Here is a 15,332-nt window from a genome sequence, read left to right as displayed (position 1 = left end):
CGATGATGCTAACTCAACAACAGCCTGCGGTTGCCCGGGCTACGCCCCGCGCTGCGGCATGGAAACGCCGCCTGTGGATGATCCGCCAGAGTCCGTTAACGGTGGTGGGCGGTGCGATTATTATTTTTATGCTGCTGATGATGATTTTTGCCCCGTGGCTGGTGCCGCAGGATCCCAACGCGATTAACCTGGCCGAACGCCTGCAGCCGCCTGGGGCCGGGCACTGGTTCGGCACCGACGAGGTGGGCCGCGATCTGTTCAGCCGGGTGCTGATTGGCAGCCAGCAGTCCGTTGCTGCCGGTCTGGCCGTGGTGCTGGTAGCGGGCATCAGCGGGTCGCTGCTCGGCTGCCTGTCCGGTGTACTCGGCGGCCACAGCGATGCCTTCATCATGCGCCTGATGGATATCATGCTGTCGATCCCGTCGCTGGTTTTAACCATGGCGCTGGCCGCCGCGCTCGGTCCCAGCCTGTTTAACGCCATGCTGGCGATCGCCATCGTGCGCATCCCGTTTTATGTGCGGCTGGCACGCGGTCAGACACTGATTGTGAAGCAGCATACCTTTGTGGAGGCCTCCCGTACCTTTGGCGCTTCGCGCTGGCACCTGATCAGCTGGCATATTCTGCGCAACGCGCTGCCGCCGCTTGTGGTGCAGGCGTCGCTGGACGTGGGCAGTGCGATCCTGATGGCGGCCACGCTGGGCTTTATCGGCCTGGGTGCCCAGCAGCCCACCGCAGAATGGGGTGCGATGGTGGCGATTGGCCGCAACTACGTGCTTGACCAGTGGTGGTACTGCACCTTCCCGGGCGCGGCCATTTTGATTACCGCCGTCGGATTTAACCTGTTTGGCGACGGCATCCAGGACTTACTCGACCCGAAAGCCGGAGGACGTAACTGATGCAGGACAGAATACTGACCATTGAAAACCTTCGCCTCAGTTTCCCGGTGTATCAGGGCGAGGTGAGCGTACTGAATAACGTATCGATGCACATCGATCGCGGGGAAATCGTCGGCGTAGTCGGCGAGTCCGGCTCCGGCAAATCCGTTACCGCCATGCTGTCCATGCAGCTGATCCCCCGACACTCCTATCGGGTCAACAGCGGCAGGCTGGAGGTGGCGGGACAGGACGTGCTGAGCGCCAGCGAAGCGGAGATGCGGCAGATGCGCGGCAACAAAGTTGCGATGATTTTTCAGGAGCCGATGACCGCGCTGAACCCGACCCGCCGCATCGGTAAACAGATGGTGGACGTGCTGCGCCAGCACCGGCCGCTGTCGGCAAGCCAGGCCCGCGAGCGCGCCGAATCGCTGCTGAAAGATATGCAGATTGCCGATCCGCACAACGTGATGCAGCGCTACCCGTTCGAACTGTCCGGCGGGATGCGCCAGCGGGTAATGATCGCGCTGGCCTTCTCCTGCGAACCGGACCTGCTGATTGCCGATGAGCCAACGACGGCGCTGGATGTGACGGTGCAGCGCCAGGTGCTGAGGCTGTTAAAAGAAAAGGCTGCCGCCACCGGCACCGCCGTGCTGTTTATCAGCCACGATATGGCGGTGGTTTCTCAGGTCTGCGATCGGGTCTACGTGATGTATGCCGGGTCGGTGATTGAAAGCGGCAGTACGGCCAGCGTCCTGACGCAGCCCTCGCACCCCTACTCTGCCGGACTGCTGGAATGCTCGCCGGATAGCGCTGAACCCCGCGCGGAGCTGGCTTCGATACCCGGCACCGTGCCGAATCTGGCTCGTCTGCCGACGGGCTGCGCCTTTCGCGAGCGCTGCTTTGCGGCGGGCGATGCCTGCGGTAAACCGCCGCTGCTGCGCGCTTCAGGCGGCGCCGATCGCCAGGTGGCCTGCTGGTATCCGCAAAAGGAGACGGTAAATGTCTGAATCCCTGCTTGAACTGAACGAAGTCCACGTGAACTTCCCGGCCAGAACCAACTGGCGGGGGAAAGTCACCGAGCGCGTTCATGCGCTTAACGGTCTGGATATGGTGGTGCATCGCGGCGAAACGCTGGGCATCGTCGGCGAATCCGGCTGTGGGAAAAGTACCCTGGCGAAGCTGCTGATGGGGATGCTGAAACCGACGTCGGGGAAACTGGAGCTGGCCCGATCGCCAAACTCGTGGCTGGGCCGGGGTATGCAGATGGTGTTTCAGGATCCGCTCTCTTCACTCGACCCGCGCCTGCCGGTATGGCGGATTATTACCGAACCGGTGTGGATACAGTCGCGTACCGATGAAAAGCCCCGGCGTCAGCTCGCCGAGTCGTTGGCCGCGAAGGTGGGTATTCGGCCTGAGTATCTTGACCGCCCGCCCCACGCCTTTTCCGGCGGACAGCGCCAGCGCATCGCCATTGCCCGCGCGCTGTCGGGACAGCCGGACATTATGGTGCTGGATGAGCCGACCTCGGCGCTGGATATTTCCGTGCAGGCGCAGATCCTTAATCTACTGGTTTCGTTACAACAGCAGCAAAATCTCACCTACGTGCTGATTTCCCACAACGTGTCTGTGGTTCGCCATATGAGCGACCGCGTGGCGGTGATGTATCTGGGGCAAATCGTCGAGATTGGTGAGACGCGCCAGGTGCTGGATGCACCGCAGCATCCGTATACACGATTGCTGATGGAGTCGGTTCCGCGCATCGGCGCACCGCTGGATGGCGCTCCGAGCAATACGGAACTACCAGGGAATCGTCACTTGCCAGCGGGCTGTTATTTCCGTGAGCGTTGTCCTCATGCCTCGGAACGGTGCCGTGAGATACAACCCCTGCTGACACTGGATAACGGTAATGCGGTAAGGTGCTGGCGGGCGGAGGCATTGTCGTTTGCGGGCTGAGTCAGGAACACCCTTCCCCCGCTGTTTCACCTCCCGGGGGAGGGCTGATGGCATGGGAAGTGATGCTGCGGATGCAATAAATGCGCGAAGACTGTGCAAATCGATCGAAATAGTTACAACATACGATAAGTTAATGAACTTATTAACTCCGCACACATCTTTAAGATGGAGATTAAAAAATAGATACAGCGATCTCTGTTACCGCTAAGCAGGAAAAAATGGTCCAGATAAATTACCGTCTGTTATTCAGGACGGCACTGCTGCAGCTGGATCCAGTCTGCCAGGGTTTCCAGCCCGCCCGGCGCATAGGCTTCCTGCCCGAGCATCAGAAATGCGCCCTGCTTCCACCATGGCCACTGCGTCGTCAGCTGATAATCAAACAGCCCGCGCCGAAGCAAGCCGTGCGTTGCATCGGAGATTTGTTGAAGACATCGAGGAGTGCGGGCCGGCAGCGTTGCATTCCACTGTTCTGTCGACTCCTGAGGATCAACGTTTCGATCTGCTTCCCCCATAATAAGCATCACCGGCGTGGTCATCTGGCGAATATCTTCCCGGGCATCCGCCAGCGCATTTCTTCGCTCAAAATCCTGACGATTGCAGCGGGACAGGCAGGGAAGTGAAACCGTTTGTGGGGAATACTGCGCGTCGAACATCTCGTTTTCATCAGCCAGCGCTTTTGCTATTTCATCGGCAGCAACGCCTTCCGACAGCAACCTTTGCCGCATAAAATATAATCCCTGGCTGCGCCAGTTGACTGCGGCACCCATCAGTACAGCGAAGTCGGCGTGGCTCTGTCGGCTGGCACGCGGTACAACCCACCCTGCCTGAGAAAAACCGAGAAATCCCAGGCGGCTGTTATGCAATTCGGGGAGCGTTTTCAATGTTTCCAGCGCCAGCGCGGCCTCATCGGCACGATCGTCCATGGTCTGCGCCAGCCAGTTACCGCGACTGGTACCGACGCCGGGTTTATCCCAGGAAAAAACCGCTATACCGCGTGAAATCAGAAAGTTAACCAGCGGCAGGTAGCCGTCTGCCGACCAGCGATCCTGCGCTGCATCACCATGCACCAGCAGGACCACCGGCGGCGACGATATGCCGGAAGGAAGCAGTAATGTCCCTTCAAGTCTGTCTTCGCCGTGGCTGAAAACAACCGTCTGCTGCCGGGCGGAATCGGGCAGTTCAAACGCCTGCAGCCGACTCAGTACCGTTATGACGATCGTCATTAAAATCACCAGGACTGGCAGAACAACACTTACAACCCTTTTTCCGCGAGACATATCTTCCTTTGCATATCCGTGACGGCTGAATGATTTTTGATCGGCTCCGCAGCCGGCGATGGCGTTGCTGAGGGCGGATTTCCTGAAAAACTGGGCATAACACTAGCAGGATCGTCCACGATCATCAAAATGCGTGGTCGGCGGATACCGGACACGGCATGCTGGCTGACATTGGCGCGCGGATTACAGCAGCCCCGCCTCGGCAACAATCTCTACCAGAAAATCAGCCACCGCCCTGACCCTTGCGGATGCCGTTAACTCGGCATGCGTCACCAGCCATAAATCTTCGTTAAAGACGCGTTCGGCCGGGATGACCTCACTCAGTTCCGGTTCCTGTCTGGCGATAAAACAGGGCAGCACGGCCAGGCCCAGCCCGGCTTTCACCGCCGCGATCTGCGCCACCAGACTGGTGGTGACCAGCGCGGATGGGGCAGTCGGACAGGTTTCACTTAACCATTTCGCCGATGGCAGATGGCTGAAGGCGGGATCCCAGGTGATAAAGCCCCTGCCCTGCTGCGAATGGTCTGCCACAGGGGGATGGCCGTCGAGATAGGCTTTTGAAGCGTACACCGCCGAATCAATGCGCCCGACTTTACGAATTTTCAGCGACTGCTGTTCCGGGCGCACCAGCCTGAGTGCGATATCGGCATCATGCCGTGACATCGAAACGGTGTTTATGCCGGTTATCACTTCCAGCACGATATCGGGGAACCGGGCGTTAAAGCGCGGCAGCGCAGGGATAATCAGATGGCTGGCCAGCGTCATCGCCGTTGCCAGTCGGACTTTACCGGCCGGGCGCATATCCGTACCGGAGATATGACTCTCCAGCGCCAGGATCTTTCCTTCCACTTCTTCGGCGTAGTGCAGCACGTCCTGACCCGCATCCGTTAAAAAGTAGCCGGTCTGATGATGAACAAACAGACGAGTCTTCAGGCTGTTTTCCAGCGCGCTGATTCGCCTTGCCACCGTCGACTGGCTGACCTTCAGCGCGGCGGCCGTCTTCGTCAAACTTTGCGTGCGCGCAACGGTGAGAAAGAAGCGCAGATCGTTCCAGTCCATCATGAATGTCTCGCTGGATGTTTTCTGTTTTTGGAAAATGATTGTCCTATTTTGTCTGTTTTTTTCTAAATTCACCATACCTATACTGGCCACAATGATGAGTAACCTGATGATTTGAAAAGCCAGAGGAAGCCTGATATGACACAGAATGAACACACCTACACGGAAAAACGGAGCGCGACTGCGGTCGTCAACGCGTATTTTGCTGCCTTTGCGCAAGGCAACATCGCGGAGGCCACGGCCTTACTGGCTGACGACGTGGTCTGGCATATTGATGGCGATCCCCGCGTTTCCACGACGGGGCTGCTGCGTGGACCCGAACAGGTCAGAGGCTGGCTGGAGCGCTTCCCGGACCATTTTAAACCCGAGGTGTTTGCCATAAATCAGCTGATCGAACATAACAATAGCGTGCTGGCGATCGGTCGCTTTCGGCATACCGTATTAAGCACGGGAAACACCATCGGCAGCGATATGATTATTCATTTTACCGTCGCTGATTCGAAGATCGCTCGTTATCAAATCTTTGAGGACTCTGCCCTGCTGCAGCGCGCTTTTGACGCCAGCGACAGCTGGCAGGATCAGCAGATTAAAATCAACGGCACGCTCTATCGCTATCGCGACTGCGGTGAAGGCCCGACCCTGCTGTTTGCACACGGGCTGCTGGTCGACCGCGATGTTTTTGCAGCGCAGGTCCGCGTGCTCAGCCGGACCCACCGCTGCATCGTACTGGATATGCCGGGCCACGGGCAGAGCGGATTCCGCCCCGACGGCTGGACGCTGGATGATATCAGCGGCGACCTGGCCCTGATGATCCGCGAACTGTCGCTGGGGAAAGTGACGTTTATCGGCCAGAGCCAGGGCGGGATGGTGGGGATCCGGCTGGCCGCGCGGGATCCGGACTGCGTAGCGGGACTGATCCTTATCGGCACCAGCGCCAGAGCGGAATACCCGGAACGGCTTGAACAGTGGCAAGCGCAGCGCGAGGTGATACTGAACGGCAGTGACGAACAGCGGGCATCTCTGTTTGCGGATATTCAGCGCCGGCTCAACGGCCAGCGCTGGCTTACAGAACATCCCGTTGACGTTAAGCGTGAACGCGCCGTGATGCTGGGCCACAGCCGGACCGGGCTGGCGCTGGCGCTGGACGCGGCCGTATTCACCCGGGGCGATATCCGCGCCCTGCTGCCGTTGATAAGCGTGCCCACATTAATTATCAGTGGTGAAAGCGATCGGGCAACCCCTCCCGCGTTAAGCGCTGAGATGGCGCAGGCGATCCCGGATGCCACACTGCGGACCCTGGCGGAAACGGGACATCATCCGACGATTGAATCAGCTGACGCGGTGACACAGGCTGTCGTTTCATTTCTGTTTAATAACCAGAGCGGGAATATGCGCTAATTGGACATTCAAAGAATATTAAAATCCTTCATAATGCGTTACAGGATTTAATTATATCCAGAACCTGTTACGGCTTAATTCAATCAAATATCATAAATTTTCGGCAACACTGTTTTTTACATCATTATAGCGGTGCTTTCTATACTTAACCCCATGTGACTGCTAAGATGCTGTGATTTTCAACAGATAAGAGTGAGGACTAAAACATGTCCTTAAAGCATTTATTAAGGCGCATTGTATTTAGTCCCTATGACTATCAAGCCGTTAAAGTACGTCCTGAAAACATTAAGCTCGCCGTCATTCACATCCCTGACCAGATCGGGGATGCGATGGCCATTTTCCCGGTGATACGATCGCTGGAAAAGCAGCAGGTGGAACACGTCATTATTGTTGCTTCCACCATCAATAAGCCGGTTTTTGATGAACTGACCCTGGGCCAGACTCAGCTCACCGTGATAGAGATGACCTTTCAGGATCGTGCCAGGCTGGCAGAGATAAAATCAGTGGCACAAAATATCGTAGCCCGCTACGGCACGCCGGATCTCTGCATTGAGGCAATGCGAAAAAGCAATCTTAAGACGATGTTATTCGTCCGTAAATTAAAAGCAAAAACCAATTTTCAGGTTGTTGGTTTAGCGCTGAAATGCTTTTCTCCCGCCTGCCGGACTGCCTCCAGAATGGATCAGTTTTATCGCGCGCCGGTCCCCATGACCTGGTCGATCATGATGCGGGAAGCCGGTTTTCCTGTGGTCAGGGCGCAGTTTGAATTCCCCGTCAGCAACGCGGTTCAGGCGGAAGTTCGCCATGAATTAGAAATAACCGGTCGGTATATTGCCTTTAATTTTGAAGGAAGTGTTAAAGAGCGAACGTTCACGCTCGCCACGGCAAAAAAAATCATCGCCATCATCCGGCATGAATTTAACCTGCCGATAGCCATCGTTAACAGTCCTAAAGGCGTGAATACGGCGATTGAATTATCACAGTTATATGATGATGTTTATCGCCTGTATTTACCGCCTTCAATAAAACGCTCCGCCGCGGTGATTAAATCCGCTTACATCACCATCACACCGGATACCGCCATACTCCATATAGCCAGCGCCTTTAACATTCCCACCGTTGCCATTTACGCCAATTATAAAACGCGCTGGCCCGCCATGCAGGATATTTCTGAAACTATCGTCGTCGGAAATAATATTAACGACCTTAATCTGGATGAATTCACTTTCGCACTGCGTAATCTCAGCCGCCGGCTCGATCTGATTCAGGCAGCAGATCGGGAAGCGCCTGCAGGCCGTGCTGTAGGCGGATAATGTTAACAAACTCCCTCAGCGCCGGATGGACATAGCGCCGGCTGCTGTAATAAATATGGAAGGGTTCACCGTAAGCCGAGTGTTCGGGCATGACGTTGACCAGCGTCCCCGCAGCCAGCTCATTCTCAACCCGCGATTCCAGCACGTAGGCCAGCCCGGTTCCGGCGCAGGCCACCGAGAGGGTGGTTTCAGTGTCCTTAATGGTGATATTCCCCGGCACATTGATGCTGATATTGCCTTCCGGCGAGTCAAAGTCCCAGCGGTAGCGGGCGTTATTCCCCAGCAGCAGTTGAATACAACGATGTTCCGCCAGCGCCGCCGGTGAGGCGGGTGTACCGTGTTGCTTAACGTACTGCGGAGAACCGACCACGATCCACCGCTGCGGGCCAGTCAGCGGCACCGCGACCATATCCTCCGGGACCAGATGCCCGTAGCGCATACCGGCATCAAAGCCTTCAGCGGTAATATCCACCGGGCGATCCTCCACCACGATGGTCAGCCGGACCTCTGGAAACCGTGCGGAGAACGCCGGTAGTGCCGGGGCAACCAGCAGCCTTGCCGCATCGGCAAAAACGTTGATCCGCAGGGCGCCCAGGCTGTTCCGTCCGGGCGCATCCAGCGTTTCAATCGCCGCCGAAATCGTATCAAACCCCTCGCCCAGCTTTTCCGCCAGCTGCTGGCCCAGCGCCGTTGACGACACCGCCCTGCTGGTGCGGTTGAGCAGGCGGGCATCCAGACGCGCTTCAAGCCGCCGTATCGCATGGCTGACCGCCGAAGCGGACAGCCCAAGTTCAATGGCCGCCAGCTTAAAGCTGCGGCAGCGCAGCACCGTCAAAAAAGCCTGAAGATCGGCAAAATCGATACGTTCCATAACAATGATGAACCTGGTTAATTGCTTGAATGAATCCCACTCATCTTTTATCACGGGAGATCCCGTCGGGTAAACGCTAAGCTCCTTTCAACACGCAGTTTTGCCTCCCGGCCTGCTGAGCTGCAGCCGCCCTTTTCAGTCAATGAAAGTAAGGAACGACAAGATGAAACACAGAACACTGGGTAAAACCGGCCAGAAGGTGTCGGAAATTGGTTTTGGTGCCTGGGCAATCGGTGGCACCTGGGGCGAGGTCAGCGTGGAAGACGCGGAAGAAGCACTGAATGCCGCACTGGATTCCGGCGTCGACTTTATTGATACCGCCGATGTTTACGGCGACGGACGTTCTGAAAAGATCATTGCCAGCGTGCTGAACCAGCGCGGCGGCGAACGCCCGTTTATCGCCACCAAGCTCGGCCGCCGCCTGTCTCCGCATCAGGCGACGGGCTACACGGAAAAGAACCTCAACGATTTTGTCGACCGCTCGCGGATTAATCTGCAAATGGATACGCTGGATCTGGTTCAGCTGCACTGCCCGCCAACGGAAGTTTACTACTCGCCGGAAGTCTTTGCGGTAATGGATGAGATGATTGCCGCCGGCAAAATACGCAGCTATGGCGTCTCGGTTGAAAAGGTGGAGGAAGGCCTGAAGGCGCTGGAGTATCCGAACGTTGCCTCTGTCCAGCTGATTTACAACATCTTCCGGCAGCGCCCTGCCGAGCTGCTGCTGAAGGAAGCGAAGCGGCGCGACGTGGGGATTATCGCCCGTGTGCCTCTGGCTTCCGGGCTGCTGACCGGGAAAATGAGCGCGGCCACCGCCTTTGCCGCCGACGATCACCGGGCGTTTAACCGCAACGGGGAAGCTTTCGATAAAGGAGAAACCTTCTCCGGCGTGCCTTACGAGGTGGCGCTGGATGCCGTAGACGACATTCGCCGTTTCATTACCGGTGACGTGACGATGGCGATGTTTGCCCTGCGCTGGATCCTGATGAATGAGGACGTCACGGTGGTGATCCCGGGTTCGAAAAACCGGGCGCAGTCGGAATCTAACGCCCGTGCCAGCGGTGTGGATGCGCTGTCGCAGGAAACGATGGCCGCACTGAAGCAGCTTTACCAGGAAAAAATTGCGCCGTGGGTACATCAGCGCTGGTAGCAGGAGGCTGTCTGTTCTCAGAAGGGTGATGCGGGAGCCTGCTGGCTCCCGTCTTTTATCTCAGACGTTAAACGGCGCACGGCCCAGCAGCATGGCATCAATAACCGCCAGAACCCCCTCTTCATTGTTCGACGGGGCGGCATAACGCGCCGCCGCTTTTGCCGCCGGGGAGCCGTTAGCCATGGCAAAACTGAATCCCGCGTGCCTCAGCATCTCCAGATCGTTTCCCCCGTCGCCGAAGGCCAGCACGTCGTTATCCGCCACGTCGTAAATCTGCTGGATGCGTCGGATGCCGTTCGCTTTATGGTTGCCGGGGATCACCAGGTCAACGGATCCGTGGCCGCTGGAAACCGGCGTGACGATATCGCCAACCTGGTCAGAAATCTGCGCCATCAGCGCGGTGACGTCATCCTCAACGTAGCTGAGGGCGAATTTAAAAACGGTGTCATCGATCTGGTCATAGCTGTCGACCTTCTCCAGCATATGATAGTAAACGCGCATTTCATTGAAGAAGGCGTCACCGGCGCTGGCCAGCATATACGCCCACTTGCGGCCGCAGACCAGGAAATTCACGCCTTCGATGCGGCTGATGACCTCAATGACCCGTTTCACCTCCGCCTCGGGCAGGCTTCCACAGAAGATCTCACGCTGTTTATCCACCACATAGGCGCCGTTTTCCGCCACGTAGGCCAGTTCGGCATCAATCTCCGGGAAGAAGCTTTTTAACTGGTAATACTGATTGCCACTGGCGACAACGAATTTAATATCCCGCTGTTTTAGCTGCGCATACTGTTCGGCAAAACGCTGACGCGCGTAGTCACCCTGCCCGTTAAGGAAGGTGCCATCCATATCGACGGCCACAAGCTTGATCATCATTTATCTCCCTGTCTTATAAAAAAAGCCGGTACAACGGACCCGGCCGGCACATTGCCACTCAGGTAATCGTTAATACTTCAGTTTCCAGGCGCCCAGTACGATAACGAGGAAGCTGACCGCCACCAGCGAGAACGCCACGTAAAGACTGGAGAGATGCGCTACCCAGCCAATCAGCGCCGGTCCCCCCAGCACGCCGAAATAGCCCAGCGTCGCCACCATGGCCACCGAGCGATTGACCGGCATGGCTTTTTCCTGGCCCGCGAGGGTAATCAATACCGGAACGATGTTGGCGGCGCCAATCCCCACCAGCGCAAAGCCAAGCAGCGACATCGCCCAGCCGGTGGTCAGAACGCTCAGCAGATAGCCAGCGATACCCAGCACGCCGCCGACAACCAGCACCCGCTTGCGCCCCAGTGCGCTCACTACCCGGTCGCCGGTCAGGCGCATCAGCGACATGGCGATGGCGAACGCCGCAAACCCCCAGCCCGCGTGCTCAACCGCCATACCGCGCTCCCGGGTGATAAAAATGCCGCTCCAGTCGAGGATGGCCCCCTCCGCCATAAAGCAAATCATCGCCATCACCGCCATCAGCACCAGACGGAAATTGGGGCGCGCCTTTCCGCCCTCAGGCTGCGCTTCCTCGCCGCCGGTCGGCAGCAGCGACGGCAGAAAGCCCAGCGTCACCAGCAGCACCAGAGCGACGGTGCAGAACGCAGCGCCCAGCGGTGAAAAACCGGATCCCAGCAGCAGCGCGCCGCCGCCTGCCCCGGCGATACCGCCGACGCTCCACAGGCAGTGGAAGCCGGACATCAGCGGCGTATCAGCCGCCTGCTCCACCAGCGTGCCCTGCACGTTCATCGCCACATCGGTCAGCCCCACGCCCATGCCGAAGACCAGCAAACTGAACGCCAGCAGCCGGATATCGCTGAACACCGCCAGCAGCGGCAGCGTCAGACAGTAAAGCACCACTCCGGCGACGATCACCGCGCGGCAGCCCAGCCGCCCGATAATCCGCCCGGAAGCCAGCATCGCCACCAGCGATCCGCCCCCGAGGCACAGCAGCAGCAGGCCCAGATCCCCGGCCTCAGCCCCGGTGCGGATCTGCGCATAGGGAACCAGCGCCGCCCACAGGCCCATCGCCATACCGGTGACTAAAAAAATGGCCCGCGTGGAGGCACGGCGCGCGGTGCTGTCCACGCCCGTCAGCGCGTTTTGCATCGACATATCATAGGTTCCTCAGTTTGTGATGATACTTTTTAAAAGTCTTTTAATAACTCGGTATTATTACGATGGCGAAAAAAATGTCAATCGGGGATTGGGAATTTATCGGAAGAAAACGGCGTTACTCCGCGTAAAGACGGTGGTGGTTGTACTGCTGCAGGGTCCGATCGGCAATGCCCTGCAGATAGTCCTGGCGGATCGAGTCACGATAAATCAGTTCGGGCAGATGCTTTTCGGGAAGATAACGCAGGCAGATTTCACGCATCTCCGACAGATGCCCGGCGCGGATGTTATCCCCCGCCACGGCGACGGTGCGCGGGTTAATCAGCGCCGTCAGCGACACCAGGGTTTTGGCCATCCCTTCAACAAGCGGCGGTTCACCCTCAACGTTGAACGGCAGATGCAGCACCTCTCCGGCGAAATTACTCACCCCGGTCAGCACCTTACCGTCAATCACCATGCCGCAGCCGGGATAATGCACGTCGGGTTTGTAGAGGTAGGCGACGGGCGCGCTGACGCCCGCACAGCTGTTCTGGTAAAAGCCCCAGACGGTGTAATTCAGATCGTTGCCCGCCTGGGTAAAACAGCCGGTTTGCCGGGCGATGCGTTCTGCAATCGCCAGCCCGCTGAACAGGGAGATATCACAGTATCCGACGACATCCTCCACCACCACGCCCGGCAGCCCGATGCCGATGACCCGCACGCCGGGATACTGCGCCAGCAGCGAGGCAATCAGCCCGTCAAAGGTGTCCAGCGCCAGCGGCAGAAACGGTCTCTCTCCCTGCGCCAGGATCTCGCCGGTGGCGGAACTGACCGCCCACACCAGCTCGGCCTGGGCATCACTCCCGGCGGCGTACAGGCTTAACAGCGAGAAAAAATCGGGGTTGCAGGCGTAGCGCTGGGCAGGACGCCCACCGCGCGACGCTTCAAACTCCAGCGCCAGCACCTCGCCGGTCAGGGTCAGCTCGTTCAGTACCGCACCGCAGGTGGCGCTGCTCAGCCCGGTTTGCTGCGCCAGTTCGCCCTTGGTGGCCGTGCCCAGAGATTTCAGCATACCGATCACCAGAGCCATATTGCTCTTTTTCATGTCACGGGTGGTTCGGCTTAGCGGCGTATTCATTATTTCTCTCGGGCTGTGTTGGCGGACGACGGTAATTTAACACAGATGAGCATCTTGCGGGCGGCGCTTCACCCGGGGCGGGTAATCTGCCCGGTTCTTATCGCGAACCGGGCACAGGCATCAGGCAGTCAGCGGCTGACAGCGCGCAGCCAGCTTATCGAGGAAGGTATAGAGCACCTGATTCATCGCCTGATAATCGTGGGCGCGCAGCGCTGCGGGCGTATTCACAAAGCGGAATTCAGCCGCCCGGCTGAGGTCGTTTTCAGAGTGGGCGATCAGCAGCTCAACCACCTCAGGCGTCAGTTCCATATGGCACTGGAAACCAAAGACCCGGTCGGAATAGGCCACGATCTGGCGCGGGCATCCTTCGCTGTAGGCGATAATCCTGGCATCCGGCGTCAGGCCCGGCATGTCGTTATGCCAGTGCCCCACGTCCAGCCTCTGCCCAAAGTGGGAAAACAGCACGTCTTCGGCCGCGGCGTCCGTCAGGAAAATTGGGAATTTACCGATCTCTTTTTCCGGGCTGTGGGCAAAGGGCGCGTTAAGCGCTTCACCAATCAGCTGCGAACCGAGGCAGATGCCGATAACCGCTTTACCCGCCTCGATCGCCGAGGCAATCAGCGCCTGCTCGCCTTTGGAATCGAAGTGTGGGCAGGTTTCCCGCGTGGTGGCCGGATCCTGCGGGCCGCCCATCACAATCAGAAAATCGATATCGCTCACCTGCGCAGGCAGCGGCTCACCGGCATAGACCCGGGAAAAGGTGACGTTGTGGCCGCGCGCTCTGGCCCAGATTTCATAAGCGCCGGGGGCTTCAAAACTTTCATGTACAATAAAATGCACGCGCATTGCAGGTTGCTCCGTTAAATTTTCAGGCCCGGTCAGGCCTGCTGAGAAAGAAAAGTCGCGCGTGAAGTAGAGAGGATCGTCGCCAGAGAGTGCGCAATCTGCTCGGTTTCCGCCGGGTTGAGATCGGAGACGGTAATGCGCAGCCCATTGCTGGTGCTGCCGAGCGCAAAGGATTCCCCGCCCCTGACCAGCCATCCGCGCTGAGCCATCTGCCAGACAATCGCCGTGCTGTCCCCCGCCAGGGGGATCCAGACATTCAGCCCGTCGTGCAGGGGCGAAAGGGGAATACCGCAGCGTTTCAGCGCCGTCACCAGCCCCTCACGCTGCTGATAATAACGCTGGCGCGCTTCGGCAATCTGCTGCTTGAAGCGTGGCGAGGTCATGGATGCCCCGGCCAGATCCTGCAGAATATGGCTGACCCAGTTGGTCCCGGCGTTGAGCCGCTGCCGCAGGCGGGCGGAGGTTTCACTGTCGCTGGCGACGAACGCCAGCCGCAGATCCGGTCCGAGGAATTTCGAGGTTGAGCGGATCAGCACCCAGTTTTGCGTATTTTCAGGGATGACGTGATGATAGTCCTGCGTTGAAAGCAGAGAAAAATGGTCATCGACGATGGTCAGTACCTGCGGATACCCGGCCAGCAGAGTGCGGATCTGCGCCGCCCGCGCCTGGCTCAGCCCGTACCCGGTCGGATTATGTGCCCGTGGCGTAATAATCACCGCCTTCACCCCGGCTTCCAGCTGGGCAGCCAGCGCGTCACACTGCATTCCTTCGGTATCCACCGGCACCGGGCAAACCTGCAGGCGGTTATGCCTGAGGGTGCTGATGCTGCTGAGAAAACAGGGATCTTCCACGGCCACGCGATCGCCGGCAATCAGCCAGGTCGCCAGCACGCGCTCGACGGCATCGACGGCTCCGCCGGTCAGATTCAGCTCGAAATCCGCAGGCAGGTCAGACTGCAGCCACGCCCGACCGGCCTTTTCCAGATCGGGGCGAATGGCGGCCTCCCCATACAGGCAGGGCGTACTGCGGATAAAGGGGACCAGGTCGCTCAGCGGCGGCAAAACCTCAGCGGCGGGGTTACCGCTGGCGAGATCCCGCAGGGCAAGATCCGCAGTGCTGCCCTCCAGCTCCACGTCCGCAACGGCGTCACGGATAACGGTGCCGTTGCGCCCTTTGGACAGCGCAAAGCCCGCATCGGTCAGCCGTTTATAGGCCAGCGCCACGGTGTTGCGATTAACGCCGAGCTGATTGGCCAGTTCCCTGACCGGGGGCAGCAGCGTACCGGGAGTCAGCTCGCCTGAATGGACCTTTGAGCGGATGCTGTCGAAAATTTCACCCGCTGTTTTCGCAATTATCTTCATTGAACTGTGACA

Annotated in this window: 14 protein-coding genes; 6 read left to right on the top strand and 8 right to left on the bottom strand. The window is 58.4% G+C overall.

What is annotated here, in order from left to right; all coding sequences use genetic code 11:
* Positions 1-2 precede the first annotated feature (2 nt).
* From ddpC to PGH32_RS22055, 3 genes are read left to right on the top strand one after another with little or no spacing between them, the layout of a single operon-like run.
* On the top strand, positions 3-896 hold the full coding sequence (gene ddpC, locus PGH32_RS22065; RefSeq protein WP_337895150.1) for a D,D-dipeptide ABC transporter permease: 894 nt from the start codon (positions 3-5) through the stop codon (positions 894-896).
* Positions 896-1,882 (top strand): ABC transporter ATP-binding protein, encoded by a 987-nt coding sequence (locus tag PGH32_RS22060; RefSeq protein ID WP_337895149.1) that lies wholly within the window; start codon positions 896-898, stop codon positions 1,880-1,882. The genes ddpC and PGH32_RS22060 overlap by 1 nt, the downstream gene beginning before the upstream one ends.
* Positions 1,875-2,828, top strand: a complete 954-nt coding sequence (locus tag PGH32_RS22055; RefSeq protein WP_337895148.1) for an oligopeptide/dipeptide ABC transporter ATP-binding protein — start codon at positions 1,875-1,877, stop codon at positions 2,826-2,828. The genes PGH32_RS22060 and PGH32_RS22055 overlap by 8 nt, the downstream gene beginning before the upstream one ends.
* Positions 2,829-3,070: 242 nt before the next feature.
* Here the strand turns inward: PGH32_RS22055 and PGH32_RS22050 are convergent, their stop codons facing one another.
* Positions 3,071-4,051: an alpha/beta hydrolase family protein gene (locus tag PGH32_RS22050; protein WP_337895147.1), complete on the bottom strand. Its 981-nt coding sequence runs from the start codon at positions 4,049-4,051 to the stop codon at positions 3,071-3,073.
* 237 nt (positions 4,052-4,288) lie between these two features.
* Positions 4,289-5,167, bottom strand: coding sequence for a LysR family transcriptional regulator (locus tag PGH32_RS22045; RefSeq protein WP_337895146.1), 879 nt, complete (start codon positions 5,165-5,167; stop codon positions 4,289-4,291).
* Between the two features lie 135 nt (positions 5,168-5,302).
* On the opposite strand from PGH32_RS22045, the gene PGH32_RS22040 reads away from it, so the two are divergent.
* Positions 5,303-6,562 carry an alpha/beta fold hydrolase gene (locus PGH32_RS22040; protein ID WP_337895145.1) on the top strand — a complete coding sequence of 420 codons (1,260 nt, stop codon included), beginning with the start codon at positions 5,303-5,305 and terminating at the stop codon, positions 6,560-6,562.
* Between the two features lie 206 nt (positions 6,563-6,768).
* On the top strand, positions 6,769-7,875 hold the full coding sequence (locus PGH32_RS22035; protein ID WP_337895144.1) for a glycosyltransferase family 9 protein: 1,107 nt from the start codon (positions 6,769-6,771) through the stop codon (positions 7,873-7,875).
* On the opposite strand, the gene PGH32_RS22030 is transcribed toward PGH32_RS22035, so the two are convergent.
* Positions 7,805-8,746 carry a LysR family transcriptional regulator gene (locus tag PGH32_RS22030; protein ID WP_337895143.1) on the bottom strand — a complete coding sequence of 314 codons (942 nt, stop codon included), beginning with the start codon at positions 8,744-8,746 and terminating at the stop codon, positions 7,805-7,807. The genes PGH32_RS22035 and PGH32_RS22030 overlap by 71 nt on opposite strands.
* 163 nt (positions 8,747-8,909) lie before the next feature.
* On the opposite strand from PGH32_RS22030, the gene PGH32_RS22025 reads away from it, so the two are divergent.
* On the top strand, positions 8,910-9,896 hold the full coding sequence (locus PGH32_RS22025) for an aldo/keto reductase (protein ID WP_337895142.1): 987 nt from the start codon (positions 8,910-8,912) through the stop codon (positions 9,894-9,896).
* A gap of 60 nt (positions 9,897-9,956) precedes the next feature.
* On the opposite strand, the gene PGH32_RS22020 is transcribed toward PGH32_RS22025, so the two are convergent.
* The 5 genes from PGH32_RS22020 to ptsJ form a co-directional block, all read right to left on the bottom strand.
* Positions 9,957-10,772 (bottom strand): Cof-type HAD-IIB family hydrolase, encoded by an 816-nt coding sequence (locus PGH32_RS22020; RefSeq protein WP_337895141.1) that lies wholly within the window; start codon positions 10,770-10,772, stop codon positions 9,957-9,959.
* 69 nt (positions 10,773-10,841) lie between these two features.
* Complete coding sequence (locus tag PGH32_RS22015; protein WP_337895140.1) at positions 10,842-11,996, bottom strand: MFS transporter; 1,155 nt, start codon at positions 11,994-11,996, stop codon at positions 10,842-10,844.
* A gap of 118 nt (positions 11,997-12,114) precedes the next feature.
* Entirely contained in the window at positions 12,115-13,113 is a 999-nt protein-coding gene (locus tag PGH32_RS22010) for an ROK family protein (RefSeq protein ID WP_337895139.1), read from the bottom strand.
* Between the two features lie 120 nt (positions 13,114-13,233).
* Positions 13,234-13,959: a type 1 glutamine amidotransferase gene (locus PGH32_RS22005; protein WP_337895138.1), complete on the bottom strand. Its 726-nt coding sequence runs from the start codon at positions 13,957-13,959 to the stop codon at positions 13,234-13,236.
* 32 nt (positions 13,960-13,991) lie between these two features.
* Complete coding sequence (gene ptsJ, locus PGH32_RS22000) at positions 13,992-15,320, bottom strand: MocR-like B6 salvage transcription factor PtsJ (RefSeq protein WP_337895137.1); 1,329 nt, start codon at positions 15,318-15,320, stop codon at positions 13,992-13,994.
* Positions 15,321-15,332: the final 12 nt, after the last annotated feature.

It is taken from the genome of Erwinia sp. SLM-02 (genome assembly GCF_037450285.1).
Classification (GTDB): Bacteria; Pseudomonadota; Gammaproteobacteria; order Enterobacterales; family Enterobacteriaceae; genus Erwinia.
This window is presented reverse-complemented; position numbering and strand designations above follow the sequence as displayed.

Excerpts from the sequence above, each read along its gene's own strand:
- ddpC (WP_337895150.1), top strand. The coding sequence starts at position 3 with ATGATGCTAACTCAACAACAGCCTGCGGTTGCCCGGGCTACGCCCCGC.
- PGH32_RS22060 (WP_337895149.1), top strand. The coding sequence starts at position 896 with ATGCAGGACAGAATACTGACCATTGAAAACCTTCGCCTCAGTTTCCCG.
- PGH32_RS22055 (WP_337895148.1), top strand. The coding sequence starts at position 1,875 with ATGTCTGAATCCCTGCTTGAACTGAACGAAGTCCACGTGAACTTCCCG.
- PGH32_RS22050 (WP_337895147.1), bottom strand. The coding sequence starts at position 4,051 with ATGACGATCGTCATAACGGTACTGAGTCGGCTGCAGGCGTTTGAACTG.
- PGH32_RS22045 (WP_337895146.1), bottom strand. The coding sequence starts at position 5,167 with ATGATGGACTGGAACGATCTGCGCTTCTTTCTCACCGTTGCGCGCACG.
- PGH32_RS22040 (WP_337895145.1), top strand. The coding sequence starts at position 5,303 with ATGACACAGAATGAACACACCTACACGGAAAAACGGAGCGCGACTGCG.
- PGH32_RS22035 (WP_337895144.1), top strand. The coding sequence starts at position 6,769 with ATGTCCTTAAAGCATTTATTAAGGCGCATTGTATTTAGTCCCTATGAC.
- PGH32_RS22030 (WP_337895143.1), bottom strand. The coding sequence starts at position 8,746 with ATGGAACGTATCGATTTTGCCGATCTTCAGGCTTTTTTGACGGTGCTG.
- PGH32_RS22025 (WP_337895142.1), top strand. The coding sequence starts at position 8,910 with ATGAAACACAGAACACTGGGTAAAACCGGCCAGAAGGTGTCGGAAATT.
- PGH32_RS22020 (WP_337895141.1), bottom strand. The coding sequence starts at position 10,772 with ATGATGATCAAGCTTGTGGCCGTCGATATGGATGGCACCTTCCTTAAC.
- PGH32_RS22015 (WP_337895140.1), bottom strand. The coding sequence starts at position 11,996 with ATGTCGATGCAAAACGCGCTGACGGGCGTGGACAGCACCGCGCGCCGT.
- PGH32_RS22010 (WP_337895139.1), bottom strand. The coding sequence starts at position 13,113 with ATGAATACGCCGCTAAGCCGAACCACCCGTGACATGAAAAAGAGCAAT.
- PGH32_RS22005 (WP_337895138.1), bottom strand. The coding sequence starts at position 13,959 with ATGCGCGTGCATTTTATTGTACATGAAAGTTTTGAAGCCCCCGGCGCT.
- ptsJ (WP_337895137.1), bottom strand. The coding sequence starts at position 15,320 with ATGAAGATAATTGCGAAAACAGCGGGTGAAATTTTCGACAGCATCCGC.